This window comes from Veillonella sp. HPA0037 (assembly GCF_000411535.1).
Classification (GTDB): domain Bacteria; phylum Bacillota; class Negativicutes; order Veillonellales; family Veillonellaceae; genus Veillonella; species Veillonella atypica.
The window spans coordinates 1,524,104-1,541,847 of sequence record NZ_KE150483.1 but is presented as its reverse complement, the minus strand read 5'-3'; the positions used below and the strand labels follow the sequence as shown (position 1 = coordinate 1,541,847).

The 17,744-nt window shown below is 40.7% G+C and carries 14 protein-coding genes; 2 read left to right on the top strand and 12 right to left on the bottom strand.

What is annotated here, in order from left to right:
• Positions 1 to 139: 139 nt before the first annotated feature.
• From HMPREF1477_RS06990 to HMPREF1477_RS06935, 12 genes are all read right to left on the bottom strand, one after another.
• Positions 140 to 2,317, bottom strand: coding sequence for a ribonuclease J (locus HMPREF1477_RS06990; protein ID WP_016476357.1), 2,178 nt, complete (start codon positions 2,315 to 2,317; stop codon positions 140 to 142).
• Positions 2,318 to 2,740: 423 nt separating this feature from the next.
• Complete coding sequence (locus HMPREF1477_RS06985) at positions 2,741 to 3,817, bottom strand: DUF805 domain-containing protein (RefSeq protein WP_016476356.1); 1,077 nt, start codon at positions 3,815 to 3,817, stop codon at positions 2,741 to 2,743.
• Positions 3,818 to 3,848: 31 nt separating this feature from the next.
• The gene (locus HMPREF1477_RS06980; RefSeq protein ID WP_016476355.1) at positions 3,849 to 4,640 is read right to left on the bottom strand and encodes a uracil-DNA glycosylase; all 792 of its coding nucleotides are present in this window, start codon (positions 4,638 to 4,640) and stop codon (positions 3,849 to 3,851) included.
• Positions 4,641 to 5,062: 422 nt separating this feature from the next.
• Entirely contained in the window at positions 5,063 to 5,836 is a 774-nt protein-coding gene (locus HMPREF1477_RS06975) for an ABC transporter ATP-binding protein (RefSeq protein WP_009660599.1), read from the bottom strand.
• A gap of 11 nt (positions 5,837 to 5,847) precedes the next feature.
• The gene (locus HMPREF1477_RS06970) at positions 5,848 to 6,600 is read right to left on the bottom strand and encodes an ABC transporter permease (protein WP_016476354.1); all 753 of its coding nucleotides are present in this window, start codon (positions 6,598 to 6,600) and stop codon (positions 5,848 to 5,850) included.
• Positions 6,601 to 6,610: 10 nt separating this feature from the next.
• Positions 6,611 to 7,564: an ABC transporter substrate-binding protein gene (locus HMPREF1477_RS06965; RefSeq protein WP_009660689.1), complete on the bottom strand. Its 954-nt coding sequence runs from the start codon at positions 7,562 to 7,564 to the stop codon at positions 6,611 to 6,613.
• Positions 7,565 to 7,867: 303 nt separating this feature from the next.
• Positions 7,868 to 9,505 (bottom strand): glycosyltransferase family 39 protein, encoded by a 1,638-nt coding sequence (locus tag HMPREF1477_RS06960; protein ID WP_009660632.1) that lies wholly within the window; start codon positions 9,503 to 9,505, stop codon positions 7,868 to 7,870.
• 10 nt (positions 9,506 to 9,515) lie between these two features.
• Positions 9,516 to 10,109, bottom strand: a complete 594-nt coding sequence (locus HMPREF1477_RS06955; RefSeq protein WP_005378047.1) for a DedA family protein — start codon at positions 10,107 to 10,109, stop codon at positions 9,516 to 9,518.
• A gap of 185 nt (positions 10,110 to 10,294) precedes the next feature.
• Positions 10,295 to 11,041 (bottom strand): hypothetical protein, encoded by a 747-nt coding sequence (locus tag HMPREF1477_RS06950; RefSeq protein WP_009660618.1) that lies wholly within the window; start codon positions 11,039 to 11,041, stop codon positions 10,295 to 10,297.
• Between the two features lie 168 nt (positions 11,042 to 11,209).
• Positions 11,210 to 12,085: a CoB--CoM heterodisulfide reductase iron-sulfur subunit B family protein gene (locus HMPREF1477_RS06945; RefSeq protein WP_005378080.1), complete on the bottom strand. Its 876-nt coding sequence runs from the start codon at positions 12,083 to 12,085 to the stop codon at positions 11,210 to 11,212.
• Positions 12,085 to 13,047, bottom strand: a complete 963-nt coding sequence (locus tag HMPREF1477_RS06940; RefSeq protein WP_005381216.1) for a succinate dehydrogenase/fumarate reductase iron-sulfur subunit — start codon at positions 13,045 to 13,047, stop codon at positions 12,085 to 12,087. The genes HMPREF1477_RS06945 and HMPREF1477_RS06940 overlap by 1 nt, the downstream gene beginning before the upstream one ends.
• A gap of 1 nt (position 13,048) precedes the next feature.
• Positions 13,049 to 14,767, bottom strand: coding sequence for an FAD-binding protein (locus HMPREF1477_RS06935; protein ID WP_016476353.1), 1,719 nt, complete (start codon positions 14,765 to 14,767; stop codon positions 13,049 to 13,051).
• A gap of 889 nt (positions 14,768 to 15,656) precedes the next feature.
• Between HMPREF1477_RS06935 and HMPREF1477_RS06930 the strand changes: the two genes are divergently transcribed.
• Both HMPREF1477_RS06930 and HMPREF1477_RS06925 read left to right on the top strand, forming a co-directional pair.
• Positions 15,657 to 16,331 carry a response regulator transcription factor gene (locus HMPREF1477_RS06930; protein WP_005378137.1) on the top strand — a complete coding sequence of 225 codons (675 nt, stop codon included), beginning with the start codon at positions 15,657 to 15,659 and terminating at the stop codon, positions 16,329 to 16,331.
• Positions 16,309 to 17,712: a cell wall metabolism sensor histidine kinase WalK gene (locus HMPREF1477_RS06925; protein ID WP_016476352.1), complete on the top strand. Its 1,404-nt coding sequence runs from the start codon at positions 16,309 to 16,311 to the stop codon at positions 17,710 to 17,712. Before HMPREF1477_RS06930 ends, HMPREF1477_RS06925 begins: the two co-directional genes overlap by 23 nt.
• Positions 17,713 to 17,744 lie beyond the last annotated feature (32 nt).

The following is a 17,744-nucleotide window of genomic DNA, read 5'->3' as shown; positions in this document are numbered from 1 at the left end:
ATAAAGTAACTTCAAATACCCTATATAGTAGATAACTACAGCAACTACGCTACTTATGGTGTCTCAAAATAATAAAGATATCCCTCTCAAGACTGTTCGCCACGTAATTGTGGCATTCTGCTTGAGAGGGATATGTTATTTAGTGTACGTCTTGGATGATTGGTAAAATCATAGGTCTACGACGCGTTTTGTCATAGAAGAATTTACCCAATGCATCGCGAACGTTTTGTTTAATTGTAGTCCAGTCCTTGATACGTTGTGCTTCACAATCATCTAATACTTGATGAACGCGACGTTCTGCTTCAAGCATAAGTTCTTCTGCATCACGTACATATACGAAGCCACGAGATACGAGATCTGGGCCTGCAATGATGGTACCGGAAGCAGTATCCATGGCCATAACAACGATAACCATACCTTCTTGTGCCAATTGTTGACGATCGCGAATAACGATATTACCAACATCGCCAACACCAAGGCCATCAACGAAGATAGCACCCGCTTGTACACGGCCACCTTTACGGCCACCGTCTTTATCAAATTCAAAGATTTGACCATTATCGCCGATGAGGACCTTCTTAGGGTCTACGCCCATAGCCACACCAAGTTCACCATGACGACGTAACATACGGTACTCACCATGAACCGGGATGAAGTATTCTGGACGCACAAGGTTGAGCATTGTTTTAAGCTCTTCTTGGCTCGCATGACCAGATACGTGGATGCCACGATCTTTGCCATATACAACATGGCAACCTAGACGAAGTAAGTTATCGATAGTTCTACCAACAGCACCTTCGTTACCTGGGATTGGTGTAGCAGAAATAATAACAGTATCATTTGGTGCCAATTCTACAGTGCGGTGGTTGCTTGTAGCCATACGGGATAAGCCCGCCATCGGTTCACCTTGAGAGCCAGTTGTTAAAATCATGATTTGGTCATCTGTATAGTTGTGCATTACATCTACATCGATAATCGTATTTGGTGGGATATTCAAATAACCGCGTTCTTGTGCGATTTCTGTAACATTTACCATGCTGCGACCCATAACGACAACCTTACGGTTGAACATAACCGCCGCATCGATTGCTTGTTGGATACGAGATACGTTAGATGCGAATGTAGCCAATACAACGCGGCCTTTTGCAGCACCTACAGCTTGTTTAATAGCAGGTCCAACGGAGCTTTCAGAACCAGTAAAACCAGGTTTTTCTACATTTGTAGAATCGGACATCAATGCTAGTACGCCCTTGTTGCCAAGTTCTGCGAATTTATGAATATCCATCAATTTGCCATCAACTGGTGTTTGGTCGATTTTAAAGTCCCCTGTATGGAGTACAGTACCGATAGGTGTATCGAAGTACACCGCAACGGAGTCAGGAATGGAATGATTAGTTTGGATAAAACCAACCTTTACTTGACCGATTTGCACTTCATCGCCTGCTGCAATCGTGCGAAGGCATTTTGGAGATACTTTATGCTCTTTAAACTTACCTTCAATCAAGCCACAAACGAGATTTGTAGCATATACAGGGCAGTTAATTTCCTTCATAAGGTACGCTAAGGAACCGATATGGTCCTCGTGACCATGGGTAATAACGACTGCTTTCACGCGGTCCTTATTCTCAATGATATAGCTCATATCAGGAATAACGATATCTACGCCAAGCATATCTTCACTAGGGAACGCAAGACCTGCGTCAAGAACGATGATTTCATCCTCGTATTGGAAGATGGTCATATTTTTACCGATTTCACCAAGGCCACCAAGAGGGATAATTTGGAATTTACCCTTGTTGGAGCCCTCTGGTTGACGGCCAATTAAATCGGATTGAACCTCGTGGTTGCGAGCCATCGGACGGTTGTTAGTGCGCGTACGACGGTTGTTAGTATTTTCATTGCGATTATTATCATTCGCATTGCGTGTACGCGTATTACGTGTATTTCTTGTATTACGAGTATTCTCGCCATTTCGCTCAGTACGATGTGTATTTTCACCGCTTCGAGTTGTACGACTTTGACGAGGTTGGCGAGGTTTACGTTCTGTACCTTGTTGTTCGCCTTGCTCAGCCGTTGAGCGTTGACGACGTGTGTTCGTTCTTGTATGTGTCGCACGTCGTTGGCGGCCTTCGCCATTTTGACTAGCTTCGCCTGTATGACGGCGTTCACCAGTGCGACGACCTTCTGTATTGCGGTGTTCTCCCGCAGGTCGACGTGTATTGGTGCGACGGCGCGTTGTTTTTTGCTCACCTTGAGCAGACGGAGCCGTCTCTACTGCAGTCACTTGTGCAGTATGTTGATTATCTGTTGTATTCACAGTTCCTCCTAAAATTTTGTTCATTAATTTGTTTAACATATATTTTCACCTATCATTAAAATTTGATCTTTACAGAGGAACGGACAAACGAAAAAGGCGCTATCCAGCAGCGTCTTTCAAATGGGCGCAAAAATAGCGCAACTCAATTGTTACCGTTCAAGTCCTATTGTCCATTCGCCTCGTGCAAATGAGTATAGTGTACCATTAAACGCGTCAGCCGCGACGTTACGTTCTCTTCGTTACCGTTTAATGTTCATTATAATCCGATCGTTTTGATGAAAGCCTCGCTTTCATACGTTACTATTATTGTAACATAAAAATAGCGTTAACAAAAGAGGACCCTTACGTTAACGCTATTCCATTAATCCTGTACGAATTTGAGCTGATAACCGCACAAAATCTAACCGTGTTTATACATCATATTTAGTTATCATCATCAGGCAAATGTTTGTAAAAGCCTTCAATATGCCAAGCACCATTTTCTTCAATAAGAGAAATATATCGCTTCATCGGTTTAGCCTCTACCATGTCTTCGCCAACCTTTGTAGTTTGTAAATCTGCTTCAAACACAATACGCTTTAGGCTACCCACACGACTTAGCCGTGCCACTCCCAAAGAAGCTATATCTACCTTTATACCTTGTTGCATAGATATGAGCCATTTTTGTTTTTCTACCGGATTTGTCTTAACTTGATTCATCACATACGTGAAAGCCTTATCATAATTCTTATTATTTACCGCATCAAAATAGCCTTGTGCCGATGCACGAGCGGCCTCTTCACTGCCTTCACCAACAATGGCATTTGTAAACCACCCTGAAGGGAATACTTCATTTTCCGGTCCCATAGTTCGTAAAGAAAATCCAAATATACATACTATACTTACAAGCACAACAATTAAAACTCTCGTTGTTAACGAACTGCTCGTAGGGGATACTTTCATAATTGAAGCTAGCCGTTTATCTATGACGATATGCTGCAATGCACTACCATATTGATTGTCCTGTGGCTGCCCCTTTTGACATAACAAGGCGAACAAAATCAAAGGTCCTACAAAGGGGAGGAGGAACAGCAACAAGCTCATACTGCCTCGTCCCGTATCATGAAGTCGGCGCACACATAACGACCCTAATGGAAGCAAGGATACTAAACATAGTATAGCCGTTAAGAACCCACCTAAACCGATTAAATACGGTCCCGTTTGAAATATAGCGGTTATAGCATAGAAAAAAGCGAGCAAACCAACCATACATACATGCCACAGCAATAGAAATTGTAAGAATTCCCTCCGCGAAGCGCGACCATCCGTATCCATGAACTTATTCATCACATAGAGATATGTATCCTTATAGCTAAGCTGATAATGGGATAAAGGATAAATTACATCACCTTCAGGTGCAATGCGTTCCACCTCTGTAGCCACCGTATACTGCCCACATGTAGGACAAAACATAGCCGCCTCATCGCAATAATGACGGCAAGCATCACAATAACGTTTCATAAGTATCTCTCCAAAAACTCTCAAATGTTTACTATTTTAAGTATGTATCTATAGCCTCCGCAAAGCCCTGACGATATAGATTAGCACCGCCGTTTGCAGGGTGGCGCAACCCAATAGCAGACAATCCAAATTTTCCCATTGTATCTGCAGATTTTTGGCCTACGGCGAGCACAAGAGGTTCTACGCCGCCTAATTCTATATGTAAATCTAACAAGCGTTTTGTATACTCCCAACCTAGTTGTTGTTCTCTATCCGTAGGTGTACGGTTAGTCAATGGATTATCATCCTTATGAGGATGGAAGGGGAATATATTCCACAACAACGTATCATATGGATCTATCCCCTTTTCAACGATAGCACTCCACACCACAGTGTCAGTAGGTTCGTTAAAACCGTCCTTCTGCTGTGTTCCTTTTAATAAAGAGCTAGTAGGCGAACTAGTGCGTTCCAACCGAATCGGCGTTACATCCTTCGCACGAATGGTTTTGTGCTTATCTAATAGCATTCTTTCACAAGTAATAGCAATGCCACTAAAACGTCCGCCTTGATATCCTACCGCCTCAGCCACTACAAATACCTTAGCTCGACCTAAGCGCGGTAATAAATAAGCTACTAAATTATCTCGACGCACTTGAGCCGCATCAAAACCATCTGTAACAATCTCTAAATCAGGATTTACCTCACCCCAAGGATTATGGACGAGACCACCTTGATACTGAGCGAGCCAGGCTACAAAATCGTGTACCTTCGCCACACGCTCCGTATCAAAGGTTGCTATATATTCATCAAAAGACAAGGTATTCTCTAACTCAAATAAAGACATAGAGCCTCCAATTTAAAATTTATATGTTATTACCGATATATATCTACTATACATGATAATTACACGAATTGCATAAGAAATATATAGTTATATGTACTACAATCAAGATGTCACCACTCCGTTCTGGGGAAACAGGTACAGAAAGGAGGTGTACCAGTGGATAAAGTATTTACAATCTTTCTAATACCAATTCTAACAAGTGTGATTAGCTATCTCATTTGCAAATGGCTCGATTGGTATTTTAACTGGTGATGAGCCTCGTTTTATCAACGTTATCAGATAAATAAAAAAACCACCTAGGTATGTCGTAGTCCCTAGGTGGTTTCTTTTGTGCACTCAGTGGAGCACTTACAATCTTTAGCTACTTATAGTATACCTTATTTTAAAATTTTGTCCATTACAAAATACCCAAGTATATACAACTAAATATAGAACTCGATTTTGTCTTCTTTTGCCAATTGGAATTGTTCAAAGATGTGGTTTCGAATATTAACAAAGGATGCCGATGTGCGGTCGGTTCTATCGATGATATTTACAGGGATGACAGTTTGTACACGTCCCGGGTTTGCCGCTAGTACCACAACGCGGTCTGCTAGGACTACGGCTTCTTCAATATCGTGGGTAACAAATACAACAGTTTTGCCTTCTTCACGGCAGATGCGAGAGATTTCGTCTTGCAAGTTAATACGTGTCAACGCATCAAGGGCGCCTAGTGGTTCATCCATGAAAATGATATCTGGATCCACCGCTAGTGCACGGGCAATAGATACACGTTGTTGCATGCCCCCAGATAACTCTGCTGGATAGCGATTGCGAGCGTGATCGAGGCCTACCATTTTAACGTATTTGTCGATGATAGCAGGACGCTCTTCTTTAGGCACCTTTTTACTTTCGAGACCAAGCTCAATATTGCTTTCCACCGTACGCCACGGCAACAAGCCATAGTTTTGAAATACTGTTACATATCTGAGTTGAGGCGCTTTTACCTCTTCACCGTCGATAGTAATGGAACCAGATGTAACGAGCTCAAAGCCTGCCATAGCATTTAATAGCGTACTTTTACCGGAACCAGAAGGGCCTAAGAGGCAAATAAACTCGCCCTTTTCAATATCTAGATTAATATCTTCAAGAATGGTGAGTGGTTCCCCATCTTTCATAAATTCCTTGTGTGCATTGCGCACCGAAATGTAACCCATGAGGCCACCTCCTATTTCTCAATACCCCAACGTTTGTAAATCCATTTTTCGATGAGGGACACGCCCCAATCGAGTAAAAGCCCAACGAAACCGATGGTCAAAATGGCTACCATCAAGAGATCGTTACGCAAGTTATTTCTCATATCGATAATGAGGAAGCCAAGGCCTGTTTGGGAGCCTACCATTTCCCCTGTTACAAGGAAGATCCACGCCGTACCAAGCGCGATGTGAAGACCCGATGCAATACCAGGGAATACGGCAGGCAACACGATTTTAAATAACAGTTCTGGCTGTTTAATACCAAAGTTGCGCGCTACCTTGATGTACACAGGGTCAATATTTTGAATAGCAGACACGGTGGACAATAGCACAGGGAAGAATGCTGCGATAAAGATGATAACGATAGCTGGTGCTTGACCGATACCGAAAAAGAGAACGATAAACGGCAACCACGCCACAGGAGAAATTGGTCGAATGACTTGAACGATTGGATTGATGTAGTTCCAAATCCCCTTATACCACCCCAAGATAAGGCCGAAGAATACGCCGGCTACAACGGAAATAATATAACCGATAAAGAAACGCACTAAACTATCTGCAATATCTTTAAAAAGAACACCGTCGCCTATAAGTTCTCCAAATCCGAGTAATACCTTATATGGCGTTGGCAATAGCGCTTCATTAAAACCGCCGAGGCAAACGATTAACTCCCAAATTAGCCAAGCTGCGATAAATGAACCTGGCACATATGTATATTTCTTCATGGTCCCCCTCCTATGGTAACAATGATTGATCTACAAACTCTGAATAGGTCGGCACTTTTTTGATTAAATCAATATGTGTCATGTGATGCACAAGTGCATTATAACGGTCCTCTGTAAGGGCTAAATCTTTAAACCCAATCACTTTGAGGGAACGTTCAATAACTGAGTCATTAAACTTCATGTACTTTGAGGAAATCTCCTCTTGTGCCTGTGGATGCTCGTCTAAATATGTACCTGCATCGAGATAGGCTTTTGTGAAAGCTTTTGCCAAGTCATGATGTTCATCGACGAATTGACCATTAAACACAAGAGCACAGCAAATATTATCATGCCAGAGATGGTCAGGATCTTCGAATACCTTCCCAGTTCCCATTTCAAGGGCTAGAGAGCCAAATGGTTCGGCTACACTATACCCAGCAATTTGACCTACCGATAGAGCAGAAGGCATTTCTGGAGGGCTCATTTCTACGATTTGTACATCTTTTTCAGAAAGACCCGCTTGTTCAAGCATGCAATCCACGAGAATTTTTTGAGTAGATTGTTTATGAGGGATGGCAAAGGATTTGCCTTTTAAGTCTTGAACGGAGTTAATATCCTTATTTACGATGATAATATTACCCTCTGTATGACCAAGTGCAGCAGCACGAACATCAATGCCTTGTTCACGAGCCTTTACACCTAGCTCAACGAGTACAGATGCAGCATCTACCTTGCCTGTATTTAATGCATCCATCAACTCTGGCCAAGATCCATATTTAACAAGCTCTACATGAACAGGACCATCTGCTGTTTCTAATTCTTTTGTAGCGAATACCGGCAATGCATGGGTAATTGGTAAATAGGCTACGCGTACAGTCTTTAATTCTTGAGCCGTCTTTGGTTTATGGTGTTCATGATAACCATAGGCTATGCAGCCAATAACCAAGAGAACTACTCCGATGATTAGATACCATGTCTTCTTCATAACTTCCCCTCTTTCTACCTCACAACAAGGGGGCGATTTTGACACATGCCACTTCCGCACTTTTCTAAAACCTAGATGAAATAAGGTTTCAAAACACCTCGTCCTAAAAAATTATATAACCTACTATACCAATATGTTTTTAATATGTCAATAATACATATAACTATAATAGGTTTTATTTCTAAAAAATATAAATAGTAATTAGGACATAATATATACATTAAATATTTTGATTATATACACAAAAAGCACCAACCGCATTGAGCGGTTGATGCTACTTTCACAAACACGATTAACAATATATTATTCTTCAATATAAGCTTGTCGTTTATTCAAAATATAAATCTCAGAGCTACCAGCCTCGCTGTACTCACCAACATATGGTGCAATACTAGACTGTTTAAAATGGTTAATTTCGCCTTTTGGAACGATGACCATGATTTGCTTACCTTCAGCCAAACGCTTGATAAACTCGTCCTCCGTCACTTGTTCCATAAGGTATTTCTTATCCCATTCAGCACTACGATGTTTTAATTTATCCTTATCATCCCAACGACTACTGTCACCCTTAATCCGAACCACCTCATGTCCAGTATAATATACGAGAGATGTGCTGTATCCATTGTAATAATATACATCACCATTATATTTATCTACAACAGGGATAAGATTGATAGAACTACGTTGTTTAACAAGAGGTACCAAACCCTCGAGTACTACAATCGATGAAATGAGCATGGTTCCGATCACGACAATGCTCAACAAACGATAACGTTGGCGAGTCCACCAGAACCATAACAGCCCTAATATGGATACGCCTGCCAAAACATAGAGCAATCCATAATAGCCCCAAGGAGCAAAGAAAGACGCCCCTACATAAGCGATCCATAACAATAGTGTGGGACCGACTACAATCCATGGGACATAACGAGGCCGACCCGGACGCAGAGCTTTCATAGCCCCTAATGTACCAAGAATACTGAAAGGTACAAGACTAATAAATGTATATAGAGGATACTTAGTGGCCATCAAGGAATAGAATAGAACAGTACCCACGCCCCAACACATGCAATACACGTACCACTTATGGTGCTGTTTAAAGCCCGTTATCATACCATAAATAACAGCGCCCGTCCATGGTAAAGAAGCGCCGAGGAAAATAGCGATATAGTACCACCACACATTATCTTCCGGGTGTTCAGACTGAGTCGCACGTGTTACATTGTTAAGGCCTAAGAATCCATCCAAAAAGGCTTGTCCATGGGCGCTATACATATAAACATACCACGGCATAGCGACGACAAGAAAGGCCAAAATCCCCTTCCAGTCAAAGAGGCGTAATAACATTTGTTTTGAACGGCAAAGCGCAACATAAACGAGTAAAATAAGGCCAGGTAAAACAAGTGCTACGGGCCCCTTTGTCAAAACGCCTAATCCGGAAAATACGTAAGCTACGACCATTGCCGTACTAGAATTTTCATTCAAGCCTTTGTACGCATACATCATAACCATCAAGGTCGTATATAACAGTACCATGTCGGTTATAACACCATGAGCAACAGCCCAGAACATAAGAGATGTACCAAGGATAGAGGAACCTACTAGGCCAACGAGCCAACGTCGACTAAAGGTCCGTAAAGTTTGAAACATGGCAGCCACTGACAAAGCACCAAATATAGCACTTGGCAAACGAACTACCCAATCAGCAATACCAAAGATTTTAAAAGCTAATGCAATCAGCCAATAAATCATAATCGGCTTGTCATACCAATATGTCCCATAAATCTGTGGCGATAACCAATTGCCAGACAACACCATTTCCTTAGCAGTTAACGCATAATTCGATTCTACTGGATCGGTTACAGGTAGTATATTATTAGCTACCATAAAGAATACCAGCCAAACAACAAACAACACAGGCGTCAAACGAGACAATTTCATTGTGACCTCCTTATGATTTACGGCGATTCTTATAGTATTTAAATCCGAGCACTGCAGCCACAATAGCAAAGATGACAATCACAACTAGCAAAAATTCATGATTATACTGAATAAGATCTTTCCAGTTTTCCCCAAGTACTTTTCCTAAATATACGAGTAAAATCGTCCAAGGAATAGTACCGAGTACAGTCCAAACGATAAAGTGCCACAATGGATAGCGCGCCATGCCAGCCGGGAAGGAGATAAATGTACGAACACCAGGTAAAAGACGGCCAAAGAATATAGCTACTCCACCATATTTATTAAACATCTTTTCAGCGAGTTCAAATTTATGCTCATTAAAGAATACATATTTACCGTATTTCAATAACAACGGACGACCGCCATATTCCCCCATCCAATATGACAAAATAGATCCAACGATACCAGCCAATGTACCTACGACCATTGTCGTATGCAAATCAAATATACCTTGAGAAATTAAATACCCTGCAAATCCAAGTACAATTTCACTAGGAATCGGTATATTCGCATTTTCTAGAACCATCGCAATAAACATGGCTGCATAGCCATACGTTTCCATAAACGAAATAATATATTCCACTTGTTATACCTCGTCACAACTCCCCTACAGCGGATTTATGATTTTTTAATGCTAACTAATGCTGGTAAAATATCACCATGTATACAATCTATTTTACCATAATAAAATGACCCTCACCATACGGGAGGGCCATTCGGGGCATCCTTAGCATTCTGTTTTTGCAAGAATCAACTAGTCATACACAGTTATTCAGTTTTTAGTGCTTGTATAAAATCAAAGGATTTTACGGCTGCTTCTGTGTCTACAAAATGGAACGGTTCCAACAGGCGACAGAATTTAAATAGATAGTCACGCTTGTGTAACACTTCTTTCACATGAAGAACAGTATCCCGTGCACAGCGTGCAGAGCTATAACCATTCATAGCTGCATATAGGTAGGTATTTGGTAAATCTCCTTCGCGGATGAAGCTATGAATAAAAATCAGTAAATCCCATCCAGCAGGCGTGAATTCTGGCCAACGGCGTGCGTTTTCCCAATCGAGGAGCATCACGCTATCCGTATCTGGATTGTAGACGATATCACGCAACGCAGGACGGCCATGAGCGATACCGTAATCGTGAAGTGTGCCGAGCGCTTTACCAAAGGCATAGAAAATATGAACAGCCATATCCTCTAGGGATGCATCTTCTGGATGTTCCTGTGGCAAATGGCCATAATAGGTCAAGTTTTTGCCATAATTCGGTGTCACAAAGTAATTTTCTCGAAAGCCTACAATTTCTGGAGCTAATGGTAATTGCGTACGTACAAAGTTCATCATATAAAACTCATGGTCAAAGGATGCGCGAGGCGATGGTTTGATCCAGGATGACCGATTATTACCTACGGCGCGTTTTACAAAATACTCATCGCCTTGAAAGGTGATTGGGAATACGCGCCCCAATTCTTCGTCATTCAATTTATGGTCTATATATTCTAATAAGGCTTCGTTCATGAGACCTCCTTATGTCATCAATGCTTACCTTTTTATTATATAATAAACACCATATATGTATCAAATAAAGACCCCCTAGCCAAGGCCAGGGGGTCTTTACGGTAATTATGATAATAGGTTTAATTTAGGTTTTTATAAGCCAACTGAGGCAATCTAAATTAAAACGAATTAACCTACAAATTTTGTCACTGCTGCAGTATCAGTTAAGTGACGTTTAGGCATGCCCATTTCTTCAGGAGTGATGCCAAGAGCAAGACCTACTAATTGGGACATGTGCAAGATTGGCATATCTTTGCCACCGCCAACAACTTCTTTTGCTTCTTTTTGGAACATATCAAGTTGCATTTGGCAAAGTGGGCAAGGAGTTACTACGCAATCTGCGCCTTCTGTAGCTGCATCTTTGTTGATGGAGCCAGTCATTTGCATTACGGAATCATGTGCAGGGTATACAGCATGGAAACCGCAGCAATCAAGTTTACGGGAGAAGTCGATTGGTGTAGCACCGATAGCGGAGATTAAATCTGCTAAGGATGTAGGCATTTGATAGTCTTCGAAGCCCATTTCAGTTTGAGGACGAAGAATATGGCAGCCATAGTATTCAGCTACACGTAAACCTGTTAAAGGTTTAACAACTTTTTCTTTCAATTTGTCCAAACCGTAATCGCGGATCAATACCCATAAGAAATGAGTGATATCAGTTGTACCGCGGTATTGTTTACCGATTTGAGCTAATTTTTTGTTCACTTCTTCTTTTTCTTTTTCGTTGTTGTCTAATTCGTTTTTAGCTTCACGAAGCATCAAAGTACAAGTGTTACATACAGTTAAAAGGTTTAAACCTTTTTCTTCTGCCAATGCAATGTTACGTGCGTTAGTAGCCAATGTAATTTCTGGAGCGATATCTTGAACGTGGGACGCACCGCAGCAAGTCCAACCGTCAAGTTCTTCTAGTTCGATGCCGAGTTTTTTAGCTACCGCAACAGTTGCCATGTAATCTTCTTTGGCAGCGCTTTCAAGAACGCAACCTGGGAAAAATGCGTATTTCATTATTTGCTTACCTCCTCAGCTGCTTTCATAAGTCTGCGAACACCATCAATACCATTAACTGGTTTTTGAGGTACTACAAGTTCGAAAGGATTAATTTTGCTGTGTTTCCACAAACGTAATGCATAGAATGCTTGTTTAGCGGAATCTACAACACCGTCAGATTTCAAGCTCATAGAAACTTCTTTCAAGCGACCAGTTTTGTAAAGGTCTTCTTTGAAAGCAACTGCATGGCGAACGCCTTTGTTGTTTGTAAGGCCAGCTTTTGTAGCTTCTTTACGCATGTTGGAAATATCTTGAGCAGGTTTTAAGTGTTTAGGACAACGGGAGATACAGTTCATGCAGTGAACGCATTTCCAAAGACCATTGTCATAAGCAGGTTGAATGTGAGCCATAGGTGCATCATCACGGCTATCCAATACGAAACGGTTAGCTTTTGTGAATACATATGGTTCTAAGAAATCATCTTGACGTGCAGTCAATTTGTTACATTCGGATGCGCAGCAACCGCAAAGGATACATTCTGTACCAGCAACGAATTTTTTGAAATCAGCTGGAGTTTGACGAACGATTTTGTCGCCTTCGTTAAATTCTGCTTTAAGGAAAATCCAAGGAGCAACTGTTTTCAAACGATCAACTTTAGATTCCCAGTCAACAACTAAGTCACGGATTACGCGGAAGTTGCCGATAGGTGCAATTGTTAATTCATCTGTACCGTAACGTTCTGTTAATTCGTCAATTTTAGATTCACAACCAAGCATTGCTTCGCCATTTACGCGAATGGAGCAAGCGCCACAAACTGCGGAACGGCAAGCTGCCAAGAATGTTAATGTTGGATCTTGAGTATCTTTAATTTTTTGAAGGCCCCAAAGAATTGTACGGTCAGGTTCGTAATCGAATTTGAAAGTTTGTACAAACGCGCGACCTTGTTGGTAACGGTGAATATGATAGGTGATTTGTCTCATCTTAGTACTTCCTTTCTTGTGGTTCGTATTTAGTGAACACTACGTCGCGTTCAGTTAATTCGTATTGACCGTCTGCGCCTAATTTGATCAAAGAATGTTTTAAGTATCTTTCATCATTACGTTTTGGATGGTCTTCACGAATATGAGCGCCACGGGATTCACGACGGTGTAAAGCGCCCATTGCAATAGCTTTTGCTACTGTTAACATAGAACCGATTTCACAATAGTTTACGAATGCCATGTTGTAAGTACGTTCAGGGTCACCTACATAACAAGTTTTGTAATCTTCGATCAATTGATCGATTTCTTTTAATGCTTCAGTAATACCTTCTTCATTACGGAAGATACCTACTTTGTTCCACATTGCATCAGCCAATGCATCGCGGATTTCTACAACTGGGCGACCACCTTCACGAGTTGTTACTTCAGTGAATTTTTCTTCCCAGCGTTTAGCAGCTGCAGCTAATTCTGCATCTACATTTGGTTGTTCATGTGTTTCAGCATAGTCAGCTGCACCTGCACCAGATACTTTACCGAATACTACGCCGTCAGCCAAGGAGTTACCACCTAAGCGGTTAGCACCATGGATGGAGATACAAGAAGCTTCGCCAGAAGCGAACAAACCAGGCAATTCACATGCACAAGTTTTGTAGTCCACTACGTCGATACCGCCCATTGTATAGTGACATGTAGGACGAATAGGTACTGGTTGAGTCAATGGATCGCAATGTTCGAAGCACATAGCCAAGTCACGGATACCATGAAGTTTTTCGATGATAACTTCAGGTCCTAAGTGACGAAGGTCAGCTACTACGTATGCGTTAAGACCAGAACCAAAACCACGACCTGCAGCGATTTCATCTTCGATTGCTTTCGCTACAACGTCACGGGATGCCAATTCCATTTTGTTAGGCGCATATTTTTTCATGAAACGTTCGCCTTCAGAGTTAAGAAGGTAACCACCTTCACCACGAACCGCTTCAGACATCAAGATACCAGTACGACCAAGACCAGTTGGATGGAATTGGATCATTTCCATATCTTTCAAGCCGTTACCAGCACGGAAAGCTGCTGCCATACCATCGCCTGTGGAAAGGAATGGGTTTGTAGTACGAGTCCAGAAAATACGACCTGCACCACCAGTAGACAAGATAATAGCTTTCGCTTTAATTTGTTCTACGCGACCTTCTTTCATGTTCCAAACTACAGCGCCACCAACATGACCATCTGCAGATTTAACAAGATCTAAAAGGTACCATTCTTGTAAGAAGTGTACGCCTTCTTTCAAGCATTGTTCGTAAGTTGTGTGCAAAATAACGTGACCAGTTTTATCCGCAGAGTAGCAAGTACGTGGATAGGATTGACCACCGAAGTTACGTTGCGCAATTTTGTTTTCTTGAGTACGGGAGAATGGAGCACCCATGTGGTCCATTTCAAGTACGCCTTCTGGACAACGAGAGCAGAAGAATTCGATCGCATCTTGGTCACCAAGATAGTCAGAACCTTTTACTGTATCAAAAGTATGTGTTTCAACTGTATCTTCAGCTGCTACGTTGTTCAAACATGCATTGACACCGCCTTGCGCCATTGCTGTTGCTGAACGGGTTGGGAAAATTTTAGTAATAAGTGCTACATTTAAGCCTTTGCGACGACCAACTTCAAGAGCCGCACGCATACCAGCGCCACCGCTACCTACTACTAGAACATCAAACTGTTCCATAATGACCTCCTCATAACTACCTATAAAAAGAAAATTTCTTAGACTATCTAGATTCAAAAACCTTATAAAAATTTTTGATAACCTAATCATTTTTCCTTAAAGAAAAGCCTCACACTTGTGCGATTTTTCTTATAGCTTTACTTATAATTATAGTGAGCATTGCCCCGTATGTCTAAACCTTATTATGCATAATTAATTTCGATGATTTTAATTGATACTCTGTATCATTTCATATTTTTATAGATGAATCTTGAACATTCCGATTATATTAAATGGAAATTCTATTTATTTTTATGTATATCATTTATATTGGTTCGGTTCCGAATTTTTTACTTTATAGCTAACCATATGAGGCCAATAAATACTATGTTTTACCGACTATACCACCCCAATAAGGTCATTTATTGTTATCAAAAATTTTAAATTCCTACTAAAAATACACGGAATTTAAATAGCTTATGTATATTAAAACCTCTCGATTTTAGTATACTTTTCACTTTTGATAATCATTATCATAAGTTTTTATTGTGATTTTCCTTACATCTTTCAAAATCGGTAAAATCACCCTTATCTATGCATATACGGCAATCTTCGATATACTTCATTTTATGAAATCTAATTATACTAGATAAAACTTATATAGTAGTGCTTACACACACTATATATATGAATATATAAGGGTTTTACCATTTATTACATTCATTTTTTACTCATTCCATTTGTATAAGGTATGATAATAGATAAATTAGTTATATAATATAACTTAAATATGTTAATATTAATTTAATTACTAATGTGTTGCAGCTTTCACAAAATGGAATCTGATTAGTAATTAAGTTGTATTAAGAGAGAGTTATATAATTTAATCATACATAAGGAGAACAAACATATGAAGATTTTACTTGTAGAAGACGAAGAAATGCTGAATGGTATTACGGCCAAATATTTACGTGCTGAAAATATGACTGTCGATACATGTTTCAACGGTCAACAAGCTATCGATTATGTAAATACATCTAGTTATGATGTAATTGTTATGGATATCATGATGCCTGTATTGGATGGCATTAGCGCATTGGCTCAAATGCGTAATGAAGGTAATACAACACCTGTTTTATTATTAACGGCAAAGGATTCCTTACAAGATAAGGTTACTGGTCTCAACACAGGTGCAGACGATTACCTTGTAAAACCATTTGATCTTGAAGAATTGACAGCTCGTATCTATGCGTTGGCACGCCGTAACGCACGTCATGCACAAAACGATATCAAGGTTGGCCCATTGACAATCAACGTCCCTCAACGTACGGTCAAACGCGATGGCGAAGCAATTACATTGACGGCTAAAGAATTTGATTTATTGTATTATTTAGCAAGCAACGAAAATATCGTTTTATCCCGTCAACAAATTCTAGATCATGTTTGGGAATACGATTATGAAAGCTACTCTAATCTAATTGATGTATATATTAAGGATTTACGTAAAAAGATTGACACGGATGAAAATGTGAAATTAATTCAAACCGTTCGTGGAGTAGGATATGTCCTCAAAACAGAAAACTAAGGAACAAGGTCACGACCTTAATTCTATGTCGGGTGCTTTTAAGCACCTGTGGAACCGCATACCACTAACCTTTAAAATCATGTTGTGGTACACCTTATTCTTGGCTACCCTTCTGATTTCGATGTCCATTTTCTACTATAACTACATTGGAACGGCGCACAGCGCAGAGGTCCGGGACCGATTGCAGCAACAAACACTCATGATGTCTACGGATATTCGCAAGTTCAAGCCTTATGAGGATGGCACATTCTATCTCGTTTACACACAAGATGGTCTCATCACAAAGGGATATTTACCAGATGGATTCCCAAATCAGTCCAGTCTATCACTGGGTCAAATCGGTGAAGTAGAGGCTAATGGTACAACATTCTATTATTACGATGTACCAATTAATGCACCTAACTACCGCGGATTCTTACGGGCTATTACGAGTCAAAAGATTACCGATAGAAATAGCAATACCATTTATGCACTGTTGCTTGTTACTATCGTAGCCTTACTCGTTTCATCCATCGGCGGCTATCTATTCATAAAACAAGGTTTGAAACCATTGCGCAAGCTGACCCATACGGCTAAGGTTATCGGTAAAAACAATGACTTGAGCCGCCGTATTGAATTGCCGGAAATCGCAAAGGATGAGGTCTATGAATTGACGACCACCTTTAACCGCATGTTATCCGGCCTCGAGGATTCATCCAATCGGGAAAAGCAATTCAGTTCTGACGTATCTCATGAATTGCGTACCCCTATTGCCGTTATCCAAGCTGAAAGTGAATACGCCATCAAATATGCGCGTACGCCAGAGGAAATGCAAGAAGGCTTAAAACATATTCTAGAACAAGCCAAATTCATGTCCTCCCTCGTATCGCAACTATTGGATGTAGCACGGTTAGAAAATAACTATGAAATGAACGTAGCCCCTGTAGATGTAAGCACTATGTTGAAAAATCTGGTACATGACTACACCAGATTGTGCGCAGAAAAGCAAATCACTATCAACGCAGATATCGATAATGATTTAGTTATTACAGGCCACGAAGTGTCCTTGCGTCGCGCTGTGACCAATCTTATCGACAATGCTATTAAATTCACAAAATCGACCATCAATATCACGGCTAAGCGCAATAACTTATACTTGATCATTGAGGTTACCGATAACGGAATTGGTATCGAGCCAGATAATTTATCACAAATATTCAACCGCATGTATCAAACAGAACAATCGCGGAATAAAAAGTCTAATCACGGTATAGGCTTAGGCCTCTATTTCGTAGACAAGGTTGTTCATTTACATCACGGTACAATCACGGCAAAAAGTGAGCTAGGTGTATTTACTACCTTCTCCATTACCCTTCCACTATCGGAAGAATTAATAGAATAATGTAATGCGATGTACATAAAAAACACCCTTCT